Source organism: Mycobacterium bulgaricum (assembly GCF_041287165.2).
Taxonomy (GTDB): Bacteria; Actinomycetota; Actinomycetes; order Mycobacteriales; family Mycobacteriaceae; genus Mycobacterium; species Mycobacterium bulgaricum.
This window is the reverse complement of record NZ_JBGGKV020000014.1, coordinates 1-23,809: the sequence shown is the minus strand read 5'-3', so window position 1 is coordinate 23,809 and position 23,809 is coordinate 1. Positions and strand designations below refer to the sequence as shown.

Sequence of the window (23,809 nt, the reverse complement as noted above, 5' to 3'; positions counted from 1 at the left end):
GGGGTGTCGCAACAAACTGCCCGGCGCCGGCCGGCCGACGTTGCCTAGCCTGAGACGAGTGCCGACGCAGGAGGACATGTCGATGAAGATCCGGTTCGGGGTCGGACTCGGCCCCGATGTCGCCCCCGACCGGTTGCCCGTCGTCGTCGACCGGCTCGAGTCCTCGGGCGTGGACTCGTTGTGGCTCTCGGAACTCGTCTACTCGCCGGCTGTCGAACCCTTCGTCGGTATGACCTACGCGCTGGCTCGCACGACCCGCCTGAAAGTGGGCACGTCGGTGGCCGTGCTGCCGGGGCGTCATCCTGTTCTGGTCGCCAAACAGCTTGCGTCGCTGGCAGCGCTGGCGCCGAAACGGGTGCTGCCTGTGTTCGGCCTGCGGTCAGCGCTGCCGGCCGAGCGGGATGCGTTCGTAGTGCCCGACGGTCAGCGCGCAGCTGTCTTCGACGAGTCGCTACGTCTGCTACGCGCCGCACTCGACGAGGACGCGGTGACGTTCCGCGGTGACTTCTTTTCCGTTCGCGACGTCACGGTTCTTCCCAAACCTCAGTCGCGCGTTGACATCTGGCTCGGCGGCGCATCCAAGCCGGGTTTCGAACGCATCGGACGGTACGGCGACGGCTGGTTGGGGAGTTTCGTGACGCCTCGCGAGGCCGGCCACGCGGTGACCGCGATCCGTGCCGCCGCCGCCTCGGCCGGACGCGCGGTTCCAGACGACCATTACGGCATCAACCTGGCCGTGGGCGACGGCGAGCTTCCGGCACCCGTCCTCGCCGCGATCCGCAGGCGGCGTCCCGATCTCGATCCAGCGGAGCTGGTGGCGCAGGATTGGCCGGCGTTGCACCGGCAAATCGATGCGTATCTCGCCGCGGGGTTGACGAAGTTCGTGATCCGGCCGGCGGGCGGTATCGACCTGGAGCGGTTCCTCGAGACCTTCGTCACCGAACTTCTGCCTCGCGAGAACTGATCCAGGCGCGCAACGCTTTTCGGTTGAGTTTGCCACTCGCCAGGGTGGGGATCTGGTCGCTGGACACGGTGACCCATCGCGTCGGCACCTTGTATGTCGACAGGACTTCACGGGTCCGCAGTGCCACCGAGTCGACGTCGACTCCGTCGGCGGCGGGCACCAGCACCGCGCACACCTCCTCGCCGCGCTCGACGTGATCGAGACCGACCACCACGCATTGCGCGATGTCGTCGAAACTTTCGATGACCGCTTCGACCTCCAGCGGCGAGACGTTCGCCCCCGACGTCTTGATCATCTCGCTGGTGCGGCCGACGTAGAACAGGCGCGGGTCGTCGGCTCTGCGGTAGACGCGGTCGCCGGTGTGGTACCAGCCGTCGGCATCGAATGTCTCGCCGCGCTCGCGCTTGTTGTAGCCCGCCATCACACCGACGCCGCGCACGAGAAGTTCCCCGACCGTGCCATCGGTCACCGCCATGCCGGCGCTGTCCACGATCTTCATTTCTGTGTAGGCGAACCCGCCCGCTGTCTCAGACATGGTGCGGTGCACCGGGAATCCGTCGGGAACATCGGTCATGGCGATATCGAGCGGGCCGTCGCGCAGCATCGGCGCTGACGTCAGGTCACGTTCGCCGAAGCTGGGGTGTTCGCGCATCCGCAGGGTGAACGCGGGCCACCCCACGATGCCGGTGGCCCTCTCGGCCTCGACGAGGTCGAGCGCGATACCGGCGTCCAGTCGTGCCATCACGAGCAAGGTGATCGGCGCGTGCAGAGCGCCCATCGCCGCGAGCACTCCGCCGATCCAGAAGAACGGCATCGCGGACAGAATGACCGGATCGGCCGGGGATCCGGTGACGGCGCGGATCGCAGCCGGCCACGTCGACGTTTGGCGGACCAGGGTGCCATGTGTGTGCAGGACCCCCTTAGGGTCTGCAGTGGACCCCGATGTGTGCACCATGATGGCAATGTCGGCGGGGGAGACCTCGGCCTCGGCGGCGGATTGGATGTCGGACGAGACGGAATCCCCGTCGAGCCGCGTGGCCCACCGGCGGGTCTCGTCTCCCGTGAGCACGATCGTCCTCAAAAACGGTGCCGCGGCGATCTCCAGGCGTGTGTTCTGCTGCCGGTTCAGTTCCGGGAACGCTGCTTCCAGCGTGTCGGCGACACCGATGGTGAGCACCCGCGCCGGTGCGACGAGCACCGTGATGTCGGCCAACCGCGCCACCTTCGCGATCTCGGCCGCGCGGTACAGGGTGCTCAGCGGCACAGCGATCGCGCCGATGCGGGAGACAGCCAGCCACCAGGTCACCCATTCCGCGCCGTTGGGGAAGAACAGCCCTATCCTCGAACCCTTGCCCGCGCCGCGGGCGAGCAGCCAACGGGCCAGCTCCGCGGAACGCCGATCGGCCGCGGCGTAGGTGAGCCGCTCGGTCGGGGTGATGACATAGGTCCGGTCTCCGTGTTCGCGCACGGCGCGAGACAGCAGGGCCGGGACGGTCAGGGGTTCGAGGTCCACCCGCCGATCTTCTCCAATATCGCGGCGTCGGTGTCGGATTCCGGTGGCAGGATCGTCAGCCGTGACTGCACGCGAACGCACGACGCCTCCGATGAACAGCGACGAGCGCACGACGCTGACGGCATGGCTGGATTTCCACCGGGACACGCTGTTGCTCAAGTGCGCAGGCCTCGACGACGAACAGGTGCGCGAGGCATCGGTGCCGCCCTCCGCGCTGACTCTCCAGGGTCTCGTCCAGCACCTCGCCGAAGTGGAACGGAACTGGTTTCGCCGCGTCCTCGACCGTGAGGCCGCGCCCGCGATCTTCGATCCGTCGGCTCACACCGGAGGCCACGACGGCGGTTTCGAACTCGCGGATGCAGTCCGGTTCGCCGACGCGGTGGCCATCTGGCAGCGCGAAGTCGACAAAGCGCGAGCGATCTGCATTCGACACGAACTCGACGACGTGAGCCCGTTCATGGGCACCGAGGTGTCGCTGCGGTGGATCTACGTCCACATGGTCGGCGAGTACGCCCGCCACAACGGCCACGCCGATCTGATCCGCGAACGCATCGACGCAGCCACGGGCGTCTGAGTTCATAAAATCGCTACCGCCGGTGTCGGTATTGCGTAGGGTTCGCGCCATGGCCGTGGATCGCGCAGCCCTGGTTGTCGGCGGCATTCGCCTGGCATCGGGGGTCCAGTTTCTCGTCGACCCGCTGCGGGCCAACAGGCTCTGGGGCGATCCGAACGAACCGCCTCCGACCGCACGCCTGCTCCTGCGATCGATGGGTTACCGGGATGCCTTGATCGGAGGGATGCTGGTCGCCACCGCCGTGCGCGGGCGCGATACCCGCGGCTGGTTCCTGGCGTCCGGCGGCGCCGACGCGTCCGACCTCCTGGGCGGCATGAGCGTGCACGACAAGTTGGGGCAGTCCCAGAGGCTGATCGGTCTCGGTGGTGCGATCGTGGGAATCGGGGTCGGCCTCTGGGGCGCCGCGAGGCGCCCTCAGAAGGCACCGTCACCGTCGTCGGCCGAGTAGCCACGCCTCGCCGTCGGCTTCGTCGGCGGCAATCACCTCCAGGGCCCCGAACGCCTGCAGCAGTTCGCCTGGCCGGGCCCGAAAAGGTCCCGGGGAGGCGCCGACCTCGCTGAGCACGCTGATTGCGAGTATGCCTTGCGGTGCGAGCCGGCCGACCATCGCATCGTCGAGACGTCGGTCACGAAACTTGTTGCACAGCATTACATTCGCGGGATCGCCGGGCGGGAGTCCGTCATCGAGGTCGAGGACGGAGAACGTACATCGCTCGCCCAGCCGGCATCGCACGGCGAGCTCTGTCGCCTCAGCGATCGCCACCGGTGACACATCGCACGCCCAGACGTGGAGACCCCTGCGCGCGAGCCAGACCGCCGCCGCACCGGCGCCACACGCGAGTTCGACGGCGTGGCCCTCGGTGGGGAAGAGGCTTGTGTAAGGCCTGAACACAGGCGGCAGAGCGACGTCGCCGGCCGGCACCGACCCGCGCTCGCGGTGGCGCCGATCCCAGCGCGTCCTGTCCTCGGCGACCATGGAGGAAGCTTAAGCAGCCGCGAAAGCGCTGACCGTTGCCGACCGTAACAGGGGCGGCGATGTAAGGCTCACCCGTGCTTGCGGATTCGAATGGGGCCCCGCCACTGCCCCTCAGGGTCGACGGCTTTCCCGCCCTGGGTGATCTCGACGGCACCTGAGGCGGCAAGCTCGCGTGCGAGTTCCCGGGCGTCGTCCATCAATTCGCGCCAACCCGCACCGCCGACGGCCCGAGCGGCATCCGAGGGGCATGTGCTGCTGTCGCGCCCGCGGTGCTCGGCGAGCGCACAGATCGCCGCCTTCAGCCGGTGCCGCTGCGGTCCGTTGCCGAGCGCCGTGCGTGCCGCGGCGGCGCCGGGGCCGTCACCGCCGGCGATTGTTGTTAACTCCGTGTGCAGCCGCTCAACCATCCCTCCAGTGTGGAATAGCCCACAAAAGACCCCCTGACCAGCGAATCGGCAGCACCTGGGACGGCGGGCGGCAGCGCGAGGGGTTTACCCACGCATCGATGTGGATAGTTTTCAACCGTTCTCGTCAACTGCGGGTCAACACCCGGAATGGAGTACTCACGATGATGTTGAGCAAAGTTCTTGCCAGTGCAGCCGTCCTCGGCGGGCTCGCCGCAGGCGCGATGGGAGTCGCTTCCACCGCTGCCGCCCAGCCCGGTTGGACGCCGCCGCCTGTTCCCCCCGCGGGCCCGAATGCCGGTACCGCACCGGCAGGTGCGCCGCCGAAGCCTGTCGACCCGATCTGGGCCAACGGCCAGCCGCAGGTGTGGGACGAAGGTTGGCAGCACTGGGGCGTCTGGCTGAACGGCGTGTTCATCCCGACGTACTGATCCCGACTACACAGAAGGCCACCGCAGATCCATAGATCCGCGGTGGCCTTCCGCTGTGTCAGGCGCCCAGCACTCGCTGGATGTCGGGCTTCATGGCGCCCAGTTGGCCGCCCCAGTAGCCCCAGCCGTGAGTTCCGTTGGACGGGAAGTTGAACACGCCGTTGCCGCCACCGGCCGACTGGTATGCGCGCTGAAAATTCTTGTTGCTGTCCAGCGTGATCGCCTCGAGCACCTGTCCGGGGACGTCGCCGCCGCCGCCGAGTTCACCCGGGCGCCCCGTGCCGCAGTACACCCAGATGCGCGTGCCGTTGGCGACCAGCCGGCCCACGTTGACGGTCGGGTCGTTGCGTCGCCAGGCTTGGCTGCCGCCCAGGCCCCACATCGACACCGAGTTGAAGCCGCCCGCATCGCGCATCGCGATGCTGACCAGCAGGGGCCACACCCCGTCGGACAGATTCAGATATCCCGACAGCGACCCGGCGTAGCTGAACTGCCCGGGGTGGTAGGCGGCCAGAATCAGCGCCGCGCTGCCGGACATCGACAGGCCGACCACGGCGTTGCCGCTCGGAGAGATGCCCTTGTTGGCGGCCAGGTAGGCCGGCAGCTCGGAAGTCAGGAAAGTTTCCCACTGATAGTTGTACGTGGTGCCGTTGCCGACGGCTGGGCCCTGCCAATTGGTGTAAAAACTCGACATTCCGCCGACCGGCATGACCACCGAGACCCCCGATTCGAAGAAGGTCTCGAATGCCGCGGTCTCGATGTCCCAACCGCTGTTGTCGTCACGAGCGCGTAGACCGTCGAGCAGGTAGACCGCGCGCGGGCCGCCGCCCTGAAACTTGACGGGTATGTCGCGGCCCATGGCCGCCGAGGGCACCATCAGGGTCTCGACCGGCAAGCCCGGCCGGGAATACGCCCCGGCGGTCGCTGATCCGCCCGCTACGGCGATGAGCCCGGAGAGCAACAGCGCCACCACAGCGCCAACAGAGAGTCGTCGGAACACGCCTCGCATCAGATTCATGTGAACAGCCTGTCTTCTTGAGCGCGCCCGAAGACGCGCGTGCCTGGTCGCTGCACATCAACCCCCCGCAGCCGTTGTGCCGCATGGATTACTTCGTCATGTGACGATTCGCCGTTACGCCCGACGAGCTTCGAGACGCGATCGCACCGCCGGCCATCTGTTCCAGCCGTCGTTGTATCAGGGCGCGACGGGGACCCTGAGCATGGCGCACATCAGTCGGTCGTTGCGCCCGGCGTCGAGGCGGTGCCCTTCGCCAGGCACCTTGCCGAGGTGGTGGGGGCCGAGACCGACCGGGCGGGCCGCATCGCGGTGGCTCCGGATCTGTCCGTCCCCGGCCATCCGGAGGTATTCGTCATCGGGGACCTCGGGCTGAGTGACCGTCAGCGCGGGGACCATGGCTGCTCGTTGCGCTCGCGACGCGCCCGCTCGTCGGTGCGGTCTTTGGCCCAGAAGTCCTCGAACCGTTCACCGGGATGCACATTCGGCATCCGGTTCATCGCGCGACTCAACCATGCCGGAGGCTGAGCCGGTTCCCATTGCGGCAGAACAAAACTCAGCGATGCCATGCTCTTCAGCACCACGAACACACCGAACAGCGCATTCGATGCGCCCGTCATCGCCACACCGAGCAGGCCGAAGATCAACGTGAGGTGGACGACGACGATACGGCTCATTCCGCGTTGCGCCGTCTGTTCGATCTGCCAGAAGGACCACCTTCTCAGGGTGAGCAGGTCGAAGGCGAAATCGGCGCTCAGGAATCCGAGGACGGCAATGCACGCGTACCCCACACTGCGCCAATTGATCTCGGCGAGTTCAGGTTCCGCGTTGCGGCCGATCAGGAAGATGATGACGGCGAGGAACAGCCCGTGGGCGGCGGTGAAAATCAGACTCGTCATCAGAAAGCCGGCGACGAAGGGCGAACTCGACGGGCTGTGGCGATTCGTCGTCGATGCCTCGTAACGGAAGTGCCCGCGCTTCGGTACCCATCGGCGGTGGACCATGATCCGGGCCGCGGTGATCAGCGAACCCGCGAGCGTCTCGAACCAGTACACCAGCAGCGTGGTCGCGCCTGACCAGCCTTCGACGAACCAGCCGAGAGCCGGGATGGCGATGATGGCCAACACGGCCAGCACGTGAGCGAGTCGAATCACGGAGTGGCGGTCAGTTCTGGCTTGCGCGCCACTTGTCGAGCATTCGCCGGTCCCGTTTTGTCGGACGGCCTGCGCCGCGGTCTCGGACCGCGACGGGCACCGACACCGTGGGCGGTGGCGGAGGCGTCCGGTCGAGATAGCACGTCACGGCATCGGCGGCTCCCACCCGCTTCTGGATGATCCGCGACACCTGGACGATCCTGGTGGTGTCACCCACCCGGGCGCGTACCTCATCACCGGGGGACACCATGGTCGACGGCTTGGCCTGTCGGCCGTTGACCTTCACCTGCCCGCCACGGCATGCCGAAGCCGCGTCGGGGCGCGTCTTCGTCAAGCGGACCGCCCAGAGCCATCGATCGACGCGGGTGGACTCCATGCCCCCATCATCACCGATCACAGCCCTCAGGCGCGCAGGTGTGTGTCGAGAAAGGACAGCAGCGCGTCGAAAGTGGGTGCGGGGTCCGATCCTGTGCTGATCCTTCCGTCCCGGGTGTGTTTGACCACCCGCCCCGGCGAGTAGTTCGGGGCATAGAGGAAGGCGTCGGTGTGTCCGACATCGGGCAGTAGAGCCAGTGTCGCTGTCGCCCCCGCGGAGGCGTAGGCGTCGAACAGGATCTCGGATTGGTTGGCGGGCACCAACGGGTCGGCGGTTCCATGCGCGATGAAGACGGGCGGACTGCCGGCGGTCACATACGTTGCCGGATTAGCTTTTTCAACGGCGGCCCGGTCGGTCTGAATGGGAAATCCCATCAATTCCGATTCGGGCGAATCGGGTTCGTCGTGAATCTGACCTTCGGGCAGCCGGTGGGCGTCCATGGCCAGGAAGTCGGTCGGGCCGAAGAGGTTGATCGCAGCCCGGACAGAACTGGATTGCTCGGGATTGCCCAGATCCCCTTCCAATTCCGCGATTCCCGATGTCACTGCCGCCATCATGGCGATCCACCCACCGCTGCTGTTGCCCATCGTGGCGAAACGGTGCGGGTCCAATCCGTACGCAGCCGCCCGGGCTCGCAGGAATCGGATGGCCGCCTTGACGTCGTGCACTTGCGCGGGAAAGGTGGCCTGGCTACTGCTTCGCACGTTGAGCCCGACGATCGCGTAGCCGCGCGGCACCCAGAGCGTCGCCAACTGGGGAGCGCCCAGCATGCTGCCGGGGTCCGGCAGGACGTTGACATCGGCGCCGTTCCCGTCGGCGAGCGCTTTGCCTTTGGTGTCCTCACCTCGGAACGCGGAGCCCATCTGAAAGATCACGACCGGAACCGGCCCCTCGGCGGCGCGGGGGAGGTAGAGATCGAGGAGGTGACTGCGCTCGGCGGGCGCCGCGTAGCTGAGGTTGGTATGGACGAGGTAGTGCTCGGCGATGTGCGGTTCACGCTCGGGCGGGCGGGCCGTGAGATCGGGTGCTGCGCACGCGGCGCCGCCCGCGAGCCCGGCGAGAACGCCCAAGCTGGTCCTCAAGAATGCCCGCCGGTGCGGTGGCCCCGTCATCGCCCCTTCCTCCCCATCGACGGAATCCTAAGCCGCACGGGCCACCGCCCCGTGTTTACTACGTTTCGTAGTATCCAGTGCGGCGTTCAACCGGGCTGAGGGCACAGGTGACGTGGGATTTCGGGCAGGGTCGTTGATTCGCGGACGCAACCCCGGTGCCTGCAGAGCGTCGCGCCGAAGTCGACGCGGTCATCGCCGAACTCGAGAAGGCACGCGAGCGCGCGACGTCCTAGGCGCGGTTCTTGGGATCGGTAGCCGGCGCCGACGGGTGTGCTGGCGGCGAGAACATCGCCTGCAGAGAGGATTCACCATGAACCGGACTGTGCGGTTCGCCGCCTCCGTGGCGTTCGCCGCGGGTGTCGCGCTCACCGGCGCGGCGCTACCGTCGGCGTCGGCCCAGGGGCCGAGTTACCAGGGCGGCAACTGTCCGCAGGGGATGACATGTACGCACTGGTGCCCCGGTGACCCGGCTCCTCCTGGCGGGCAGGTGCTTTCGTGGGACTGGAACGTCTGCCACGACTGGTACTGGGACTCGTTCGGCATCACCGACGTCACGACCAACACCATGTATCCGTGGTCGGGTGCGCCCCGGCCGGCCACCCCGCCGCCGCCGGTGGCGCCTGCCCCGCCGCCGCCTCCGCCTCCGCCGATGCCGTTCTGCAGTCCGCGCGGGGCGTTGATCATCATCCCGCCGATCTGTGATGAGATCGGGATCGACTGGCCGCCGGGCTCACTTCGCTGAGGTCAGCCGACTTCTAGAGGCACAGCCATTTCCCGGCCGCCGGCTCGCGATGCTCCGACGCCGGCGGCCACGACCGCAGCAATGCCGAAAAGGCCGGCCCACCCCGGGTTCTGGCCGAGAAGCAGGAAGCCGACGAGTACCGCGAACGCGGGCTCCAAGCTCATCAGGATGCCGAATGTCGCTGTCGTCAAACGACGCAACGCCAGCAGCTCAAGAACGTAGGGGATCACCGGCAGCAACATCGCCATGATCAGACCGATCACGATGACCTGTGGCGTGAGCAGTGAAAAGGCTTTAGCATCAACGAAGAACGAGGCCACCAGCCCGGCAATGGGCATCGACACGGCGAGCCCGTTGACACCGGCGACCTCGTCGCCGACGCGTTGGGTGAGAAGGATGTAGATCGCCCAACACACACCCGCCATGACGGCGAGGAGCGCACCCTTGGGGTCGATGCCACCGCCGAAGGGCTGACTGAGCAACACGACACCGATCGCGGCCAGAGCGGGCCACAGGAACCGGTGACGCCCACTCCCGGAAATCACAGCGATCATCAGCGGACCGAGGAACTCGAGTGCGGTGGCGGTGCCCAGCGCAAGACGATCCAGTGACGCCATGAAGAACAGCGAGATGGCCGCCGTGACGCCACCGAGCACGACACACATACCGAATGTGCGAAACGTGAATGCCGACGGCCGGGGACGCACCGCCACCAGAAGCACGAAGCCCGCCAACGACAGTCTCAGCCAAGCGGTCCCGTCCGATCCGATCGTGTCGATCAGTCCGACGGCGACCACCAGGCCCAGTTGGATGCAGATCTGGGCCGCGATGGCCATCAGGACCCCGGCGCGGGCCTCATCTGTCTTCATTCGCGTCTTCGAGTAGGGGCCGAAGTTCGCTCAGCAGTACTGGTATTCGATGTCCCAGTAGCTTCCCGCCCATCTCGCCACGAACGGGCCGCCGAGCGCCGGGGCGGCGTCGTAGATCATCCCCTCGCCTCCCGCCGGGGTGAACCCGGGCGGATTCCAGGTAATCGACTCGAAGACGGGTGAGAGGCCGGGGATCGCCGTCAAACGGCTGATTCCGCGGCGAGTCGAACCTGTCATCGCGAATCCCATGCGATTCCCATCGTTTGCTCTTGGCAGGCGTACGCGCCGAACATTAGCCGTTGCCAGCATCGGAACGAGGCACTTCGGCCGATGAGTTCCGTCCGTCGCGGCGGTCCAACCGATATGGGAACAACACCTTCGCGCAGTGGCCACTTCCCGATCAACGGCCTGGACCTCCACTACGAGATCCAGGGTGAGCTCAGCGCTTCGCAACCGCCGTTGTTGCTCATCCCTGGAGCATTCATGTCTGCGGATTCCATGCCGGCATGGGTCACCGGTTTCGCCCAACGGCGCACCGTGATCACGTTCGACCAGCAGGGGCACGGCCAAACGCCGGACACCGCCCGAGCCATGTCGTATGAGCAGTTCGCCGACGATGCCGCGGACCTGTTGCGCGCGTTGGGCATCGAGCGCGCAGACGTCATGGGGTACTCACAGGGTGGCGGCGTCGCGCTGCAACTCGCGATCCGGCACGCATCGCTTGTCGGAAAGCTCGTGTTGATGTCGGCCACCTTCCACCGCGACGGCTGGCACCCGTCGCTGGCCGAGTCGATGGCACAACTCAGCGCGGCGGCTTTCGTCGGCACCACGGTAGAAACGGCGTTCAAGGCGCACACCCCGGACGCCGCGGCATTCGATGCGTATCTGGAGAAGATGAAGGTTCTCAACGCCGAAGATCAGGAGATCCCCGAGGCGCAGGTGCGCAACATCCGGTCCAAGACGATGGTCATCGTCGGCGATGCGGACTCGGTGAACCTGGACCACGCGGTGACGTTGTTCCGGTTGCGTGGCGGAACCGATGACGAGGCGGCGCGGACCGGACTGTTGGAGAGAGCTCCCGACGCACGCTTGGTGGTGCTGCCCGCGATGTCGCACATCGGCCTCAGCGGTGAGGCAGCGGTGCTCGTGCCGATGGTGACTGCGTTCCTCGACGATGCGCCGCCCCCGACACCGGAGCTCTTCTAGCCTGTGGCGTCGAGGATCTTTATTGCGAAGACGAGTGAGTCGCCGGGCAGAATTCCGGCGCCGGGCTGGCCCTGGGGGTAACCATCGGCCGAGGTCATGGCGACAGCGACAGTGGATCCGACGGTCTGTCCGGCAATGGCCTTCTGGAATCCGGCCACGACGCCGTCGAGCGGGAAGTCGACGGGGGCACCGCGCTGGTAGCTGCTGTCGAACACCGATCCGTCCCGCCCGTTGATGCCCATGTAGCAGACCGAGACGGTGGCGGCGGGGGACACCACCGGGCCGGCCCCCGCCTGCAACGTATGCACCTGGGTCTCGGAGACGCTGAACGGCGGCGTGACCGTCACCAGCGGTGCCGCCGTGTCCGTCGATCCGGTCACCGCAACGCTGCCGGTCGCTCCGGGCAGCGTCCACTCCGCCGCGGCATCGCCCGCCGGCGCTGCGGTTGGGCACCCCGTGATCGGGGCCGGCGCCTGCGCGGCCGACGACGGAACCGACCCGGAACCGCAGGCGGTCAGAGAAAGCGCGAACGCGGCGAGGGCAACAGGGGCAACCAGACGGGAGGATTTCACCGCCGCCACGGTACTAGACGGGAGCTGTCGGCCGATCACCACGCGGACGCGTCCTGGCTCCATGCAGGATCACGTCGAGGAGCCCGATTCGTAATCATTCCGGCAATAGTCCCTGAACGATCAGTCGTGTTTCGCCTCATAGCGCAGCAGAATCGTCCCACCGGGGAAGGTGCGATTCTCCAGCAGCCGCAACGACATCCACGACGGTAGCGTCGGGAAGAACGGGGTGCCACCCCCGACGACGGTAGGTGCCAGCACAATCCGGTACTCGTCCACCAGTCCGGCCTGGACAACGGGCGCGGCCAGGGTCGCACCGGCGATTTCCAGCTGCCCCTCGGTCTCGGATTTCAGCTTTCGTACCACCTCGACCGGGTCACCGCGTTCCAACCGGGAGTTCCAGTCGACCGACTCGAGGGTCGAGGAGAACACCACCTTGGGCATGTCGCGCCACACGCGCGCAAAGTCGATGATCAATGGGCTGGCGTCCGGATCCTGGTCAGCAGTCGGCCAGTACGCCGACATCAGTTCGTAGAGCCGCCGACCGTAAAAGGACAGAGCTGTCTCGCGCTCGAAGTCGTTCCAGTAGTGGTGCAGCTCCTCGCTCGGGTCGCTCCAGTCGATGCTGCCCTGCGCATCGGCGATGTACCCGTCCAGCGACACGGTGAAGCCATAGATGAGTGTGCCCATGCCGTACAGACTGCCCGGTAGGACTGAACTCATCGCGTCATCGATGAGCCACGTGCCGTTTGGGCCCCTGTTGGGTACAGGGGGGTCATGAGCGAAAACGAGAAGGTAACTGTCGAACGAACGATCGCGGCGCCCGTCGACGCGGTGTTCGACGTTTTGTCGAATCCGGCGCGGCACCAGGCGCTCGACGGCTCAGGCTTCATCCGCGGCGTGGACCACGCCGATCGGATCACCAAGGTCGGCGAGGTGTTCACGATGAACATGCAGGGCGATCACATGGGTGGCGAATACAAGACCGACAACCACGTGTCCGGCTACGCCAAGGACAAACTGCTGGCGTGGAAGACCGCACCCGCGGGCACGGAGCCACCTGGCTGGGAATGGTTGTGGGAGTTGGAAGCTGAGGGGCCTGACAGCACGCTGGTCCGCCACACCTATGACTGGTCCAAGGTCACCGACAAGAAGCTGCTCGAGAAGGTGAAGTTCCCACTGGTGACGGAGGATCAGCTCTCCGACACGCTTGCGCGCCTCGCGGCCGAGGTGTCGCCCTAGGCTCACATCACCCGTTGTCCCGCCAGGTGAGCACCTCCTTGAGCGACGTCAGATCGTAACCGTTGTCGGCGGTGAGTTCGGTCTGGAACAGCGTCACGCCCACCTCGCGGAACGCATCGGCACTCTCGGCGTTCTCCCACAGCGTCGAACGTTCGATATCGGCACCGTTGCGGCCGAAGGTCGCGGCCAGCTCGTCGACACGGTCGCTGGATCTGCGGAACGCGTCGAGCCCTTGGAACGCGTGCCAGATATCTGCATGCCGGGCAATGGCGGGAAGCGAACGCTTGGGCCCGGTACCGCCGATGAGGATCGGCAGTTTGCGCATGGGCGGTGGGATCAACGCGGCGAGTCGCTTTTCGATGCGAATAAGGCTTTCGTCGAACAGATCGAAGCGAGAGCCGAAGGTGCCGAACTCGTAACCGTATGTGGTGTAGTCCTTTTCGTACCACCCTGCCCCGAGGCCCAGGATCAATCGGCCCCCGCTGATGTGGTCGACGGTGCGTGCCATGTCAGCGAGCAGATCCGGGTTGCGGTAGCCGACGCCTGTGACGAGGAGCCCGATCTCGGCGTGTGAGGTGATCTCGCCCCACGATGCGAGGGCGGTCCATCCTTCGAAGTTGGCGACGTCGGGTTGCTCTTCGGTCAGGATGGGCTTGCCGTCGACGATGCCCTCCATCGCGGGACGGTGAAAGTGGTCGTAGCCGAAGATGACGTCGACGCCCAGGTCGTCGGCGGCAAGGACAGCATCGCGCCAGGTGGCGTAATCGGGTGTGCCGCCTGGCTGGATCTGTACGGCGACGCGGACGGGACGGGTCATGGAAGCTCCTGAGTCGGTGAAGGGGCGACTCTGAAGCCAAGTTCGTCCAGTGTGAGGTTTATTCCGGATCGTCATGGCTCGATGTCGGTTCATCGGCACGCAGACCGGGCACCCTTGCACGGATCAACCCGCCTACGAAGACTCGTTCACCAAGAACGGAAGGACCTTGACATGACGATGCCCAGTGACGCTGCGGACGCGGTCGAATCGGAAGGCTCCAACGAGGGACCGCGCGACCATGAGGGTGTCGACACCGAGCACTCCGCCTACGTGGACGAAGACAACGTTCCCCATCCCGGTGACGCCAACGAGCAACGCTGAGCCGGAGGCGTGAAGCCCCGCTACGGTGGTCGGAGAACATAACCGTGTCGGGAGCGAGGACCTTCAATGACCATCACGCTGATCACGGGCGGCAACAAGGGCCTCGGATACGAAGCGGCGCGCCGGCTCATCGAACTGGGCCACACCGTCTACATCGGGGCTCGAGACGTAGAGCGTGGCAGAAGCGCCGCGGAATCTCTTGGTGCGCAATTCGTTCAGTTGGACGTCAGTGACGATGGGTCGGCGGCCGCCGCGGCGGCCGAGGTCGAGCAGCGTGAAGGTCGTCTCGATGTCCTGATCAACAACGCAGGCGTCGCGGATGCGATGCTTCCGCCCGAGGACGTCACCGCGTCCGCCATGCAAGCCGTCTATGACGTCAACGTCTTCGGCATCGTTCGGACGACGCATGCCTTCCTGCCGCTGCTGCGCGCCGCACCGTCTCCTGTCATTGTCAATGTGAGCAGCGGTCTGGGTTCCTTCGGTGTGGTCACTAACCCCGACCGTTTCGAATCCAGCTTCGCCACCGTGGTTTACGGTTCGTCCAAGTCCGCGGTCGGCATGCTCACGCTCCAGTACGCCAAGGCGCTACCCGATATCCGGATCAACGTTGTCGACCCCGGTTACACCGCCACCGACATCAACGGGAACAGCGGTCATCAGACCGTCACCGAGGGCACGGATGCCATCATCCGACTCGCAACGATCGGGCCGGACGGGCCCACAGGGACCTTTTCCGATCGTCATGGCCCGCTTCCGTGGTGATGGGACACGAACGGCGTTGTGATGGTCGGGGATTCAGCGCAGGATAGCCCGAGCTGCGCGCTCAGCGATGAGCATGACCGGCGCGTTGGTGTTGCCGGAGGTGATGGTGGGCATCGCCGACGCATCGACCACCCGAAGGCCCGCGACGCGATATACGCGACAGTCGGCGTCGAGCACTGTTGCGGTCGAGCGCGGCAGGCCGCGCCCGTCGAAGGCCCCCATGGCGGCGGTGCCCACCGGATGGAAGATGGTGGTGCCGAGTTCACCTGCTGCCTGTTGCAGGTCGTCGTCGCTGACGATATTCGGGCCCGGAAGCATTTCCTCCGGTCGATAGCGGGCCATGGACGGCGCCGCCATGATCTGCCGGGTCATCCGCAAGCCGCGTACGGCGATCCGCCGATCGGTGTCCGTCGACAGATAATTGCATGCGATCGTCGGGTAGATCAGCGGGTCAGCACTGGCGATACGCACGTGACCGCGCGAGGTTGGTCGCAGATTGCACACTGACGGCGTGATCGCCCCGAACCGGTGCAGAGGTTCACCGAACTTCTTCAAAGACAAGGGCTGTACGTGCCATTCCAGGTCCGCACTGGCCAGGGCGGGGTCGCTCTTGGCGAACGCGCCCAGCGTGGACGGCGGCATGGTCATGGGGCCAGACCTCAGCAGCAGGTACTGAAGTCCCATGCCTGCCCGTGTGATCCAGTTGCGGTACAACGTGTTGACCGTCCGGGCGCCCCGCACCCGGTAGACCGTGCGCAGCTGCAAGTGGTCCTGGAGATTCTCGCCGACTCCGGGCAGATCCACGGCCACCGGCACCTGATGTTGGGTGAGTAGTGCGGCGGGTCCGAGTCCGGAGGCCTGCATCAGATGCGGCGAGCCGATGGCCCCAGCGCTCAGGATCACTTCTCGGCGGGCCCGAGCCTCGATGGCCTGTCCGTCCCTGAGCATCCGCACACCCGTCGCGCGGTGTTGGGCCGTCGTCCAGGCACCGCGACGTTGATCTTCGCGTACCTGATCATCCATCAGCAGCTTCACGGCCTGCGTCTGTGCCCAGACGGTGAGGTTGGGCCGGTGGGCAACGGGGTGCAGGAATGCGTCGGCCATCGACCAGCGCCGACCGCGCCGCTGGTTGACGTGGAAGTACGCGCTGCCTGCGTTGTCTCCTCGATTGAATTCCTCGATCGGGGCGATACCCATCTCGGCAGCAGCGGCCTGCCAGGCGTCCAGAATTTTCCAGCGCACGCGCGGGCGCTCGACGGGGATCTCACCCTCGGCGCCATGCCAGTCGTCGGCGCCGCCGAAGTAGTCCTCAAGCTGCTTGTAGATCGACAGTGTCTCGCCAGGACCGTCCCCACCACCCCAGAGCCAGCGCTCGTCCTCGGTGGCCTGCGCCCAGAGTTCGTAGTCGGAGGCTTGGCCGCGCATGTGGATCATGGCGTTGATCGAGGAGCTGCCGCCGATGACGCGGCCCCGCGCATAGTGGATGCTGCGGCCGACCAGGCCCGGGTCCGGTTCGGTCGTGAAACACCAGTCGGTGCGAGGGTTCGCGATGGTGTACAGGTAGCCCACCGGAACCTTGATCCAGAACCAGTTGTCCGTACCACCCGCTTCGATCAGCAGCACGCGGTGATCCGGGTTGGCGCTGAGCCGATTGGCCAGCAGGCAGCCCGCGCTGCCCGCTCCCACGATGATGAAGTCGAATTCGGCGACGGGGCTCATGTCCGGCATCGATCCTTCATGGGGATAGCGTGCCGCACTGGATTCGGCGTGCTCAATCGGGGGAGCGGTCCTCTTCCTCGTTCCGACGGCGCGCGGCCTCGATCACCTCGGGCGGGGCCGGCTTCTGCAACCAGGCGCGTATTCGCCACAATCCGCTGGCGATGAGGCCGACGGCAAATATCGCAACGAGGATCCAGAGCGCAGTGGACATCCAGTAATTGTCCGCCTGCGGCGCGTCGTTCGGGTTGATATGTCACAGCAAGGGAGACGCGGGTGACCGCACGAGGGTCGCGGCCGGGCGACCGCGTGGTGATGCGGGGGCTCAGTCCGGGGGATGGGCGGGCCAGTGCGTTGTCAGGACCTCGGGCACCCATTGCGGCCAGGAGGGGGCGCCGACGCTGAAGCCGGCGACCGTGCGAGCGACAATCTGGGGCCCCCGGGTGGTGCTGTTGTCGTAAAACGTTGCCGAATCGGCGCGTTCGGCAGCGAGTACGACGAGGCCCCAAAGCCGTTGGTAGCGTTCGCGAATTTTCCGTTCAGGGACGTCGTGCCCGCCGGCGGCGACGCGGTGGCGGACACGGTGCACGGCGAGGTCTTCCGGGATGAGCACAGCATGCAGGATCACGGTGTAGCCGGCGGCCTGCGCCGTATCGATGAGCTCCAGCTTCGAGGGATGGGAGAAGACGGTTTCGGCGATGAAAGACTCACCGAATTCGATGAGCCGGGCGCGGGTTTGTGCGGCCACGCGCGCGGCGTCGTAGGCGTGCTCTGCGGGCGCCTCGGGCCAGCGACGCTTGGCGATCTCGTCGGCGTTGACGAAGGCGCTGTCGGGCAGCAGGGGAGCGAGAGTCAGCTCGATGAACGTGGACTTGCCTGCGCCGTTGGATCCGATGACAAGGTCGAGACGTTTCACGCGTGACGCCAGGTCACCGGGCCTTCTTCAGGTGGAGGGGTCACTGGCGTTCCAGGATCACCGAGCTGCCGTCCGGGCGGTACTGCACGATGTCACCGTTGTCGTCGAGCGCGACCGTCGTGATTCCGCGGGCAGCCAGGGTCGCGCCGTAGTCGGCACTGGCCAGGTTTTCCTCCACGGATGCAGCGATCTCGGCGTTGAACACCACGCCTTCCTCGGCCGAGAGAAGGCTTAACGGTGCATCGCCCGCCAGAGCGGCCTCGATCTTGCGGCGGGCTGCGCTGTGTTGGCTGGACACTGCGCGCCCGACGCGAGCCCAGTGGTCCAGCTGCTGCTTGGCCGACCGGCTTTGACGCGAGCCCTCGGCTGCGGCGCTTTCCATCAGGTCCGCGGCGACGCGGGTCACCCGATCTGCGGTATCCGTCATGACGCCTCCAGCTATGTAGCAGTCTGCTACCAATGTAGCAGTCTGCTACAACTCCGGCCGTAAGCCACTGCGATATCGCGCGCACGCTGGGTGACACAGCGGCGCCGGCCCGGTGCATGAGGATCCCGCGCTGCCCGCGGACCCGGTCGACGATGGATTCACGGCACCCGGAGTGAAAGCCCCTGCGTCAGAGCGGAACGCAGGGGCCTTCGGCCGGATTCACTCGGCGCCCTCGCTCTCGTGTGACGATTCGTTCCCGGCCTCAGGTGTGCTCACGTCGGAGTCGTTCGTCTCGTTGCTTTCTGCCGACGCCGCATCCTCGGATTCGGCCTCCGTGTCGGCAATCTCATTGATTTCGACGTCGGCGTCTTCCTTCGTTTCGTCCTCGATCTCTGGGTCGACCAATGCGTCTTGCGCGTCCTCTTTCTGGCGATGCTTTCCCACGTAGTCCTCATCGCTGAAGGTTTTGCGCTGAACGGCCTTTGAAAGCTCTTCGTTTAAAGAGCTCTCGCCTTCGGCCGACGCGCTCGGCTTGTTCGGAGGGACTGGCATGGGCGCGATTCCGTAAGTCCAGTCATCCTGCTGCGACGGCCAGTGACGCTTGTAAGCGCTGTCGATGACGGGCCGCAGAGCTTTCTCCAGCCAAGCAACCGCGCCGGGCGACCAGGCATCGCTTTCGTACAAGTCGTTGAGCAAAGGCAATCGCTCAGACGGAATGACGACGTAAGTCACCTCAGCGCCAGAGGAATTGGTCACCGTCTTGTAGTAGACCGGGTTGCTCGTCACGTCGTAGAACGCCGCGTCCACATGTCGACTTTGGGCGCCCTCAAGCGCGTTGAGCAACGCCAAGACATTGAAAGGATTATCCGGAAAGTCGGCGATGCCGTCGTACTCGCCCGACACCAGCAGGGTGTCCCACGGCGTATCAGGAATCGGCTGATGTTTGACACTGAGGAAGAACACCTTCCCCGGCGCCCCGTAGATGGCAACGTTCATCGAGTCCTTCGACGGCGGCGTCACCGCGTCGTTGGAGTCCTCGTAGTCCTCGAGTAGGCGGTAAAGCACGTCAACCACAGAGGCAGCGCCCTTCGAGACACCACCGATGGTGAGAGGACCGCCATCGGATGCTTGATGGGCATAGATGGCGTTGTAGAGGTTGTCGGATCCCACGGGGACGGACACCTCGAACGGGGCGTCACCGGGAAAAGGCACGCTGATGCGGTTCTTGTAGTTCTTGAAGTATCCGCCGAACGCAGTGGTCATCTGCTCTTCGGTGAGCGTGGCGTAGCTACCTTCACCGCCGACGAGTAAAGCCGTGGTGGTGACGCCGCACGTTCCCGGCGCGCACGCCGTCGGAGGTGCGGCAAATGCTGCCGGAGCAATAAGGAATGAGCTCGCCGCGAGCGCTGTTCCGACGAGTTTGTGCGTGTGTTGAATCATTTGGTTATCTCCCCCGAGAATGGGAGGACCCCCCACAAGCCTCCCTAGGTGCTGAGACTAACAGCAGCTTTTTTCTCTCACAATCGCAAATCTAGCAAAACTGCGTAGACGTAAGATTTTCACGACCGCCCACATACGGAACACCAGCTTGGCTGGGACTGGTGCCTACGTGCCGATCAGCTCCCGGTTCAGACGTCACAAATTTCCGAGACTCGAAACGACGGCGCGGGGTACCGCACCACTGTTCGACAACACTCAGACCAAGGAGGCGGAACGTGGCATCAGGCGTAGCGACAGTGTGGTTACCGGTGAAGGATATGAAGCGGGCGTTGGGCTTTTACGGCGATACCCTCGGGCTTGAGGTCAAGAAAGAATCGGACGACTGGTCGGAATTGGACGCCAACGGACTGATGGTCGGGTTGAATGCGCGCGAATCGTCCGGGGCTGACGGCAGTGGTGGCGCGCTGCTCACTTTTCAACCAGACAGCGGAATCGAGGACGAGGTTTCTCGGCTGAAGGGCGAAGGTGTGTCGTTCGTCGGCGATATCAGTGATCACTCCTGGGGCCGCATCGCGTCCTTCAAGGACTCGGAAGGCAACGACCTCCAACTGTACGAGCCGCCGTCGGAATGACGCGTCCGCCGACCCGCGGCAGAGCGCAACCGGCGAGATCCTGGCTCTGCCATACGTTTCCAGGGAACTAGACGGTTGCCGTCTGCCGCGGGGGCCGGGACAGTGGAGGGATGCCTGAATCCCAACCCCACAAGACGGACACCACTGCGGGCCTCGCACCCTTGGCCGACCAACTCGACACGATCGCCGCGCGGCTCGGTGTGAAGTCGGTTCTGGTCATGCGTTCCGAAAGTGATTCGATGGTCGTCGCGGCGACCGCCGGCGAGGCCACCCGGCACTACACGGTTGGTGCGGCCGGACAGAAGGCTCTGGACCACGAGTCAAGGGTGCCGCTCTACTGCGAGCGGATGGTCGACAGCGATAGTCCGTTGTTCGTCCGTGATTCGCGGGACGACGCCACCTTCGCCGGTAACGAGGATGAGGTGGAGTTCGGTCTGCGCAACTACCTCGGTGTGCCGGTACACGACGGCGCGGGCAAAGTCGTCGGAACGGTCTGTGTGCTTGACGACCGAGCGCGCGATTACACCGACGAGGAACGCGAGCAGCTCGCGCAGTTCGCAGGCGAGGTCGAGCGGATTGTCGAGGAGGATGGCGACGCCTTGAGTTGAGGCATCGCGCTGACGCATCGTGCGTGCGGTGCAGGGGGCGCACAACCGAACGGCACCTGGCCATCTCGCGCCCTCACAGCAGCCGCCGTAGGTGAAGATGACTAGTCAGTCCGCGGGGTTGGCGGCCTATAAGCCGAGTTCAGACAGTCCGGGGTGGCCATCCGGGCGCGGGCCACTGCGGTCCCAGAAGAACTTTCGGTCGCCTTCTCGAATCGACACGTCGTTGATGCTTGCGTGGCGGTGGGTCATCAATCCGGAGGCGTTGAACAACCAGTTCTCGTTGCCGTACGCACGGAACCACTCGCCGGTGTCGGTGTGATACTCGTACGCGAAGCGGACCGCGATGCGATTGTCGCTGTGAGCCCACAGTTCCTTGATCAACCTGTACTCGTGCTCGCGCCTCCACTTCTCAGAGAGGAACTGCACGATGGCTTCGCGGCCAGAGACGAAGTGCGAGCGGTTGCGCCACTGGCTGTCGATGGAGTAACCCATGGACACGACCTCGGGATCGCAGGTGTTCCATGCGTCTTCTGCCCGCCGTGCCTTGAGGGCTGCAGACTCGTCGGAGAAAGGTGGAACGGGCAGTTTCACTTCGGTGGCGGTAGGAGCATTCATTGTCGTCTCACTTCCCAGGATGACTGTGCCTGTGTAGACAGATCTGTCTACACAGGCGAATCTAGCCGATGTAGACAGACTTGTCTACAATGACGTCGTGACCGTCTCCGACATCCTCGATCCGCAGGTCGACCTGGACACCCTTCCTGCGCGCGAGCGAATACTGAGCACCGCCTACCGACTGTTCTATCGGGACGGGATCCGCGCGACCGGGATCGACAGGGTCATCGCCGAGGCGCGTATCACCAAGGTGACCTTCTACCGCCACTTTGCGAGCAAGGACGCGCTGATCGTCGCGTTCCTGGAACTGCGCCATGACCGCTGGATGCAGTGGTTTCGCGACGCTCTCGACCGGCATGCGACCTCCGGGCGGCGCGGCCGCCTGCCAGTCGTTTCCGCAGTCGAAGAGTGGATGTCGGCAGACTCGTTTCGCGGATGCGCTTTCATCAACAGCGTCAACGAACTTGGAGATGAGCTGCCTCAGGTGCACGACATTGCGGCGAGGCACAAGGCCGACATGGTCGCCACCATCAAGGACACCTTGCCACCGGGGCCACATCGCGCGCGCACTGCGCAAGCTCTCGGTATTGCGGTGGACGGCGCTGCCGTGCACGCCCAGTACAGCCGAGGCGCCGCGGCCGCGGTGAAGGCCTTGGCGACGATCGCGACCGCCCTCTTGGCTGAGACAGAATAGGCAACCTCGTGCGGACCGACAGTTGGACGGTGTCTCCGCGAAAAAGTCTGGGGCAGAGGAGTTCGGGATGTCCCCGGCCAAGTTCGACGCGCTGAGCGCGGGGGAGAAGCGGTCCCTCGTGGCAACACACGACAGCGCCCTATGAAGCGCCGCTGGGCGACAAGGCACGATGGGGCCTGTGGACGTTCTTGTCATCGGAGGCGGGCCGTCGGGGTCAGCGTTGGCCTCGGCGTGCAGCAGTCGCGGATTGGACACCGCGTTGCTCGATCCTGCGCCGGACCGACCGTGGAAGGCGACCTACGGGATGTGGAGCCGAGAGCTTCCGGCCGACCTGCCGGCGTCCGTAGTCGCAGCCCGTGCCGCCGGCCGCGCCATCGCGCTGACCGAACACCAACTGGGCTGGGACTACGCCGTCCTCGATGTGCCTGCCCTGCAGGCCCACCTCGCCGACGGGCTGACCGGGGTGCGAATCCTGAAGGGACGTGCGGTGGGGTCGCCGGCGCGCGGAGTGATCGAGTTGGCCGACGGAACATTGCTGCGGTCCGCGGTGATCGTCGACGCCGGCGGCCGGTGGCGTCCTCTGGGTTCGAGCCCGTCGCGTAGGACACCCGCTGAACAGACGGCATACGGCATGGTCCTCGACGCCGATGCCGCAGCACCGCTGTTGACGGCGGGCGATGCGCTGTTCATGGACTGGCGCGCGGATCACGGGGAGACAGGCTGGCCGACGTTCCTCTACGCGATCCCACTGGGTGGTGGTCAGGTGCTGGTGGAAGAAACCTCACTGGCGCGGCGACCGGGATTTCCGATGTCCGCGCTGCGTCATCGGCTTCACGCCCGGCTGAGCCACCACGGCATCCGAGCGCCGGAAAACGTTGCGACGGAGAAAGTTTGGTTCCCGGTCGATCAGACCCGCCACCGCGGAACCGGTTCAGTCGGCTTCGGGGCGGCCGCCCCTCTCATCCATCCGGCGACCGGGTACAGCCTGGCCGCATCGCTGCGTCTCGCGCCCGTGGTTGCCGAGACGCTGGCCACCCATCTGCCCGCTGGAGCCGATGCGGCGCTGGCCGCGGCGAGGAAAGCCGTCTGGCCGCGTCAGGCACAGGTGGTGCACGGCTTCCGGCGTATCGGCCTTGAGGCCCTTCTGAGGATGTCTCCGGAAGACGTGCCCGGGTTTTTCGAGCAGTTCTTCGCCATGCCGGATGTTCACCGCTGGACCTATCTGACCGCCCGTGACGACCTCGCCGGCATCATGAGCGCAATGAACTGTCTGTTCCGGCAGTCGAGGGGTCCGTTGCGCCGCCACCTGGTCACCTCGGCGCTGCGCCGCCCGCTGACGAGCAACGACACCCTGGCCCGGACCTAGATACCCACAAGAGGTGGCTCTCCCGCGCGTTGTGGGATGCGCCTTTGATGCGCATTCGGATAGCCCGCGGAGCAGGCCTGTTGTCCGGACTTGACCACGACAGTGATGTGATGATCGACAAGCTCACCACCGTGAAAATCGAACGTCCATGCCCGTGTCGGCCGTCTGACTGCCGAACAAGTGGTCGAGGTCGAGCGAGCCTTGATGGCGTTCCTCGGCCTTGCGCGATGACCGAGAGCAGTTGGGCCGCAGCGCAATACGGCGAACTCCACTGGATAACGGCATTATCAGGTTTAGTCGAAATCGCCTGCAGTTTCGGGCGTACGACGCCCCGTTTGCGCGGCTTTA

General features: G+C 65.5%; 31 protein-coding genes and 1 pseudogene. 14 read left to right on the top strand and 18 right to left on the bottom strand.

The window, feature by feature from the left end; all coding sequences use genetic code 11:
* Positions 1-82: 82 nt before the first annotated feature.
* Positions 83-964 carry a TIGR03854 family LLM class F420-dependent oxidoreductase gene (locus tag ACAG24_RS25700; protein ID WP_370475311.1) on the top strand — a complete coding sequence of 294 codons (882 nt, stop codon included), beginning with the start codon at positions 83-85 and terminating at the stop codon, positions 962-964.
* On the opposite strand, the gene ACAG24_RS25695 is transcribed toward ACAG24_RS25700, so the two are convergent.
* A complete protein-coding gene (locus tag ACAG24_RS25695) occupies positions 936-2,477 on the bottom strand; it encodes a class I adenylate-forming enzyme family protein (protein WP_370475227.1) in 1,542 nt (513 codons plus the stop codon). The two genes, ACAG24_RS25700 and ACAG24_RS25695, sit on opposite strands and share 29 nt — an antisense overlap.
* A 61-nt stretch (positions 2,478-2,538) precedes the next feature.
* Here ACAG24_RS25695 and ACAG24_RS25690 point away from each other — a divergent pair, with 61 nt between their 5' ends.
* Together ACAG24_RS25690 and ACAG24_RS25685 are read left to right on the top strand one after the other, a co-directional pair.
* The gene (locus ACAG24_RS25690; protein WP_370475226.1) at positions 2,539-3,051 is read left to right on the top strand and encodes a DinB family protein; all 513 of its coding nucleotides are present in this window, start codon (positions 2,539-2,541) and stop codon (positions 3,049-3,051) included.
* A gap of 49 nt (positions 3,052-3,100) precedes the next feature.
* Complete coding sequence (locus ACAG24_RS25685) at positions 3,101-3,499, top strand: DUF4267 domain-containing protein (protein ID WP_370475225.1); 399 nt, start codon at positions 3,101-3,103, stop codon at positions 3,497-3,499.
* Here the strand turns inward: ACAG24_RS25685 and ACAG24_RS25680 are convergent.
* Complete coding sequence (locus tag ACAG24_RS25680) at positions 3,479-4,027, bottom strand: class I SAM-dependent methyltransferase (protein WP_370475223.1); 549 nt, start codon at positions 4,025-4,027, stop codon at positions 3,479-3,481. The genes ACAG24_RS25685 and ACAG24_RS25680 overlap by 21 nt on opposite strands.
* A 68-nt stretch (positions 4,028-4,095) precedes the next feature.
* Positions 4,096-4,434 (bottom strand): DUF3253 domain-containing protein, encoded by a 339-nt coding sequence (locus tag ACAG24_RS25675; RefSeq protein ID WP_370475222.1) that lies wholly within the window; start codon positions 4,432-4,434, stop codon positions 4,096-4,098.
* Between the two features lie 161 nt (positions 4,435-4,595).
* On the opposite strand from ACAG24_RS25675, the gene ACAG24_RS25670 reads away from it, so the two are divergent.
* Positions 4,596-4,862, top strand: coding sequence for a hypothetical protein (locus ACAG24_RS25670; protein ID WP_370475221.1), 267 nt, complete (start codon positions 4,596-4,598; stop codon positions 4,860-4,862).
* 58 nt (positions 4,863-4,920) lie between these two features.
* On the opposite strand, the gene ACAG24_RS25665 is transcribed toward ACAG24_RS25670, so the two are convergent.
* Entirely contained in the window at positions 4,921-5,880 is a 960-nt protein-coding gene (locus ACAG24_RS25665; protein ID WP_370475220.1) for an alpha/beta hydrolase, read from the bottom strand.
* A gap of 228 nt (positions 5,881-6,108) precedes the next feature.
* On the opposite strand from ACAG24_RS25665, the pseudogene ACAG24_RS25660 reads away from it, so the two are divergent.
* Positions 6,109-6,246, top strand: a pseudogene (locus ACAG24_RS25660) (NAD(P)/FAD-dependent oxidoreductase); the annotation flags it as partial.
* A 14-nt stretch (positions 6,247-6,260) separates the two neighbouring features.
* Here the strand turns inward: ACAG24_RS25660 and ACAG24_RS25655 are convergent.
* The 3 genes from ACAG24_RS25655 to ACAG24_RS25645 are packed head-to-tail and all read right to left on the bottom strand — an operon-like array spanning position 6,261 to position 8,519.
* A complete protein-coding gene (locus ACAG24_RS25655) occupies positions 6,261-7,031 on the bottom strand; it encodes a DUF6498-containing protein (RefSeq protein WP_370475219.1) in 771 nt (256 codons plus the stop codon).
* A 10-nt stretch (positions 7,032-7,041) separates the two neighbouring features.
* Positions 7,042-7,407: an Hsp15 family ribosome-associated heat shock protein gene (locus tag ACAG24_RS25650; protein ID WP_370475218.1), complete on the bottom strand. Its 366-nt coding sequence runs from the start codon at positions 7,405-7,407 to the stop codon at positions 7,042-7,044.
* Between the two features lie 26 nt (positions 7,408-7,433).
* The gene (locus ACAG24_RS25645) at positions 7,434-8,519 is read right to left on the bottom strand and encodes an alpha/beta fold hydrolase (protein WP_370475216.1); all 1,086 of its coding nucleotides are present in this window, start codon (positions 8,517-8,519) and stop codon (positions 7,434-7,436) included.
* A 310-nt stretch (positions 8,520-8,829) separates the two neighbouring features.
* Here ACAG24_RS25645 and ACAG24_RS25640 point away from each other — a divergent pair, with 310 nt between their 5' ends.
* On the top strand, positions 8,830-9,261 hold the full coding sequence (locus tag ACAG24_RS25640; protein WP_370475215.1) for a hypothetical protein: 432 nt from the start codon (positions 8,830-8,832) through the stop codon (positions 9,259-9,261).
* 2 nt (positions 9,262-9,263) lie between these two features.
* Here the strand turns inward: ACAG24_RS25640 and ACAG24_RS25635 are convergent, their stop codons facing one another.
* Both ACAG24_RS25635 and ACAG24_RS25630 read right to left on the bottom strand, forming a co-directional pair.
* Positions 9,264-10,130 carry an EamA family transporter gene (locus ACAG24_RS25635; RefSeq protein WP_370475213.1) on the bottom strand — a complete coding sequence of 289 codons (867 nt, stop codon included), beginning with the start codon at positions 10,128-10,130 and terminating at the stop codon, positions 9,264-9,266.
* Between the two features lie 30 nt (positions 10,131-10,160).
* Complete coding sequence (locus tag ACAG24_RS25630; protein WP_370475212.1) at positions 10,161-10,367, bottom strand: hypothetical protein; 207 nt, start codon at positions 10,365-10,367, stop codon at positions 10,161-10,163.
* Positions 10,368-10,493: 126 nt separating this feature from the next.
* Here ACAG24_RS25630 and ACAG24_RS25625 point away from each other — a divergent pair, with 126 nt between their 5' ends.
* Positions 10,494-11,336 carry an alpha/beta fold hydrolase gene (locus ACAG24_RS25625; protein WP_370475211.1) on the top strand — a complete coding sequence of 281 codons (843 nt, stop codon included), beginning with the start codon at positions 10,494-10,496 and terminating at the stop codon, positions 11,334-11,336.
* Here the strand turns inward: ACAG24_RS25625 and ACAG24_RS25620 are convergent.
* Together ACAG24_RS25620 and ACAG24_RS25615 are read right to left on the bottom strand one after the other, a co-directional pair.
* Positions 11,333-11,950 carry an FKBP-type peptidyl-prolyl cis-trans isomerase gene (locus ACAG24_RS25620; protein WP_370475310.1) on the bottom strand — a complete coding sequence of 206 codons (618 nt, stop codon included), beginning with the start codon at positions 11,948-11,950 and terminating at the stop codon, positions 11,333-11,335. The genes ACAG24_RS25625 and ACAG24_RS25620 overlap by 4 nt on opposite strands.
* A gap of 78 nt (positions 11,951-12,028) precedes the next feature.
* Positions 12,029-12,595: a dihydrofolate reductase family protein gene (locus tag ACAG24_RS25615; protein WP_370475210.1), complete on the bottom strand. Its 567-nt coding sequence runs from the start codon at positions 12,593-12,595 to the stop codon at positions 12,029-12,031.
* Positions 12,596-12,682: 87 nt separating this feature from the next.
* Here ACAG24_RS25615 and ACAG24_RS25610 point away from each other — a divergent pair, with 87 nt between their 5' ends.
* The gene (locus ACAG24_RS25610; RefSeq protein WP_370475209.1) at positions 12,683-13,147 is read left to right on the top strand and encodes an SRPBCC family protein; all 465 of its coding nucleotides are present in this window, start codon (positions 12,683-12,685) and stop codon (positions 13,145-13,147) included.
* A gap of 7 nt (positions 13,148-13,154) precedes the next feature.
* Here ACAG24_RS25610 and ACAG24_RS25605 read toward each other — a convergent pair whose 3' ends face one another.
* Entirely contained in the window at positions 13,155-13,964 is an 810-nt protein-coding gene (locus ACAG24_RS25605; RefSeq protein ID WP_370475208.1) for an LLM class F420-dependent oxidoreductase, read from the bottom strand.
* A 171-nt stretch (positions 13,965-14,135) separates the two neighbouring features.
* Here ACAG24_RS25605 and ACAG24_RS25600 point away from each other — a divergent pair, with 171 nt between their 5' ends.
* Together ACAG24_RS25600 and ACAG24_RS25595 are read left to right on the top strand one after the other, a co-directional pair.
* Positions 14,136-14,285, top strand: a complete 150-nt coding sequence (locus tag ACAG24_RS25600; protein ID WP_370475207.1) for a hypothetical protein — start codon at positions 14,136-14,138, stop codon at positions 14,283-14,285.
* A 66-nt stretch (positions 14,286-14,351) separates the two neighbouring features.
* Positions 14,352-15,047, top strand: a complete 696-nt coding sequence (locus tag ACAG24_RS25595) for an SDR family NAD(P)-dependent oxidoreductase (RefSeq protein WP_370475206.1) — start codon at positions 14,352-14,354, stop codon at positions 15,045-15,047.
* A gap of 33 nt (positions 15,048-15,080) precedes the next feature.
* Here ACAG24_RS25595 and ACAG24_RS25590 read toward each other — a convergent pair whose 3' ends face one another.
* The 5 genes from ACAG24_RS25590 to ACAG24_RS25570 all read right to left on the bottom strand — a co-directional run bounded on the left by ACAG24_RS25590 (position 15,081) and on the right by ACAG24_RS25570 (position 19,546).
* Positions 15,081-16,766, bottom strand: a complete 1,686-nt coding sequence (locus ACAG24_RS25590; protein WP_370475205.1) for a GMC family oxidoreductase — start codon at positions 16,764-16,766, stop codon at positions 15,081-15,083.
* Between the two features lie 52 nt (positions 16,767-16,818).
* Entirely contained in the window at positions 16,819-16,977 is a 159-nt protein-coding gene (locus ACAG24_RS25585) for a hypothetical protein (RefSeq protein WP_370475204.1), read from the bottom strand.
* Positions 16,978-17,088: 111 nt separating this feature from the next.
* Positions 17,089-17,679: an ATPase gene (locus ACAG24_RS25580; protein WP_370475203.1), complete on the bottom strand. Its 591-nt coding sequence runs from the start codon at positions 17,677-17,679 to the stop codon at positions 17,089-17,091.
* Positions 17,680-17,719: 40 nt separating this feature from the next.
* Positions 17,720-18,106 carry a TA system antitoxin ParD family protein gene (locus ACAG24_RS25575; protein ID WP_370475202.1) on the bottom strand — a complete coding sequence of 129 codons (387 nt, stop codon included), beginning with the start codon at positions 18,104-18,106 and terminating at the stop codon, positions 17,720-17,722.
* 219 nt (positions 18,107-18,325) lie between these two features.
* Positions 18,326-19,546 carry a PE-PPE domain-containing protein gene (locus tag ACAG24_RS25570; protein WP_370475201.1) on the bottom strand — a complete coding sequence of 407 codons (1,221 nt, stop codon included), beginning with the start codon at positions 19,544-19,546 and terminating at the stop codon, positions 18,326-18,328.
* Between the two features lie 275 nt (positions 19,547-19,821).
* On the opposite strand from ACAG24_RS25570, the gene ACAG24_RS25565 reads away from it, so the two are divergent.
* Together ACAG24_RS25565 and ACAG24_RS25560 are read left to right on the top strand one after the other, a co-directional pair.
* Entirely contained in the window at positions 19,822-20,178 is a 357-nt protein-coding gene (locus tag ACAG24_RS25565; protein ID WP_370475200.1) for a VOC family protein, read from the top strand.
* A gap of 110 nt (positions 20,179-20,288) precedes the next feature.
* Positions 20,289-20,786: a GAF domain-containing protein gene (locus ACAG24_RS25560; RefSeq protein WP_370475199.1), complete on the top strand. Its 498-nt coding sequence runs from the start codon at positions 20,289-20,291 to the stop codon at positions 20,784-20,786.
* 126 nt (positions 20,787-20,912) lie between these two features.
* Here ACAG24_RS25560 and ACAG24_RS25555 read toward each other — a convergent pair whose 3' ends face one another.
* On the bottom strand, positions 20,913-21,401 hold the full coding sequence (locus ACAG24_RS25555) for a nuclear transport factor 2 family protein (protein ID WP_370475198.1): 489 nt from the start codon (positions 21,399-21,401) through the stop codon (positions 20,913-20,915).
* A 97-nt stretch (positions 21,402-21,498) separates the two neighbouring features.
* Here ACAG24_RS25555 and ACAG24_RS25550 point away from each other — a divergent pair, with 97 nt between their 5' ends.
* A complete protein-coding gene (locus tag ACAG24_RS25550; protein ID WP_370475197.1) occupies positions 21,499-22,095 on the top strand; it encodes a TetR/AcrR family transcriptional regulator in 597 nt (198 codons plus the stop codon).
* A 169-nt stretch (positions 22,096-22,264) separates the two neighbouring features.
* Positions 22,265-23,461, top strand: a complete 1,197-nt coding sequence (locus ACAG24_RS25545) for a lycopene cyclase family protein (RefSeq protein WP_370475196.1) — start codon at positions 22,265-22,267, stop codon at positions 23,459-23,461.
* Positions 23,462-23,809 lie beyond the last annotated feature (348 nt).

Bases quoted from the DNA above. Each gene is read 5' to 3' on its own strand.
- ACAG24_RS25700 (WP_370475311.1), top strand. From the start codon at position 83: ATGAAGATCCGGTTCGGGGTCGGACTCGGCCCCGATGTCGCCCCCGAC.
- ACAG24_RS25685 (WP_370475225.1), top strand. From the start codon at position 3,101: ATGGCCGTGGATCGCGCAGCCCTGGTTGTCGGCGGCATTCGCCTGGCA.
- ACAG24_RS25680 (WP_370475223.1), bottom strand. From the start codon at position 4,027: ATGGTCGCCGAGGACAGGACGCGCTGGGATCGGCGCCACCGCGAGCGC.
- ACAG24_RS25675 (WP_370475222.1), bottom strand. From the start codon at position 4,434: ATGGTTGAGCGGCTGCACACGGAGTTAACAACAATCGCCGGCGGTGAC.
- ACAG24_RS25670 (WP_370475221.1), top strand. From the start codon at position 4,596: ATGATGTTGAGCAAAGTTCTTGCCAGTGCAGCCGTCCTCGGCGGGCTC.
- ACAG24_RS25665 (WP_370475220.1), bottom strand. From the start codon at position 5,880: ATGAATCTGATGCGAGGCGTGTTCCGACGACTCTCTGTTGGCGCTGTG.
- ACAG24_RS25650 (WP_370475218.1), bottom strand. From the start codon at position 7,407: ATGGAGTCCACCCGCGTCGATCGATGGCTCTGGGCGGTCCGCTTGACG.
- ACAG24_RS25645 (WP_370475216.1), bottom strand. From the start codon at position 8,519: ATGACGGGGCCACCGCACCGGCGGGCATTCTTGAGGACCAGCTTGGGC.
- ACAG24_RS25640 (WP_370475215.1), top strand. From the start codon at position 8,830: ATGAACCGGACTGTGCGGTTCGCCGCCTCCGTGGCGTTCGCCGCGGGT.
- ACAG24_RS25635 (WP_370475213.1), bottom strand. From the start codon at position 10,130: ATGAAGACAGATGAGGCCCGCGCCGGGGTCCTGATGGCCATCGCGGCC.
- ACAG24_RS25630 (WP_370475212.1), bottom strand. From the start codon at position 10,367: ATGACAGGTTCGACTCGCCGCGGAATCAGCCGTTTGACGGCGATCCCC.
- ACAG24_RS25625 (WP_370475211.1), top strand. From the start codon at position 10,494: ATGGGAACAACACCTTCGCGCAGTGGCCACTTCCCGATCAACGGCCTG.
- ACAG24_RS25615 (WP_370475210.1), bottom strand. From the start codon at position 12,595: ATGGGCACACTCATCTATGGCTTCACCGTGTCGCTGGACGGGTACATC.
- ACAG24_RS25610 (WP_370475209.1), top strand. From the start codon at position 12,683: ATGAGCGAAAACGAGAAGGTAACTGTCGAACGAACGATCGCGGCGCCC.
- ACAG24_RS25605 (WP_370475208.1), bottom strand. From the start codon at position 13,964: ATGACCCGTCCCGTCCGCGTCGCCGTACAGATCCAGCCAGGCGGCACA.
- ACAG24_RS25600 (WP_370475207.1), top strand. From the start codon at position 14,136: ATGACGATGCCCAGTGACGCTGCGGACGCGGTCGAATCGGAAGGCTCC.
- ACAG24_RS25595 (WP_370475206.1), top strand. From the start codon at position 14,352: ATGACCATCACGCTGATCACGGGCGGCAACAAGGGCCTCGGATACGAA.
- ACAG24_RS25590 (WP_370475205.1), bottom strand. From the start codon at position 16,766: ATGAGCCCCGTCGCCGAATTCGACTTCATCATCGTGGGAGCGGGCAGC.
- ACAG24_RS25585 (WP_370475204.1), bottom strand. From the start codon at position 16,977: ATGTCCACTGCGCTCTGGATCCTCGTTGCGATATTTGCCGTCGGCCTC.
- ACAG24_RS25575 (WP_370475202.1), bottom strand. From the start codon at position 18,106: ATGACGGATACCGCAGATCGGGTGACCCGCGTCGCCGCGGACCTGATG.
- ACAG24_RS25570 (WP_370475201.1), bottom strand. From the start codon at position 19,546: ATGATTCAACACACGCACAAACTCGTCGGAACAGCGCTCGCGGCGAGC.
- ACAG24_RS25560 (WP_370475199.1), top strand. From the start codon at position 20,289: ATGCCTGAATCCCAACCCCACAAGACGGACACCACTGCGGGCCTCGCA.
- ACAG24_RS25555 (WP_370475198.1), bottom strand. From the start codon at position 21,401: ATGAATGCTCCTACCGCCACCGAAGTGAAACTGCCCGTTCCACCTTTC.
- ACAG24_RS25545 (WP_370475196.1), top strand. From the start codon at position 22,265: ATGGGGCCTGTGGACGTTCTTGTCATCGGAGGCGGGCCGTCGGGGTCA.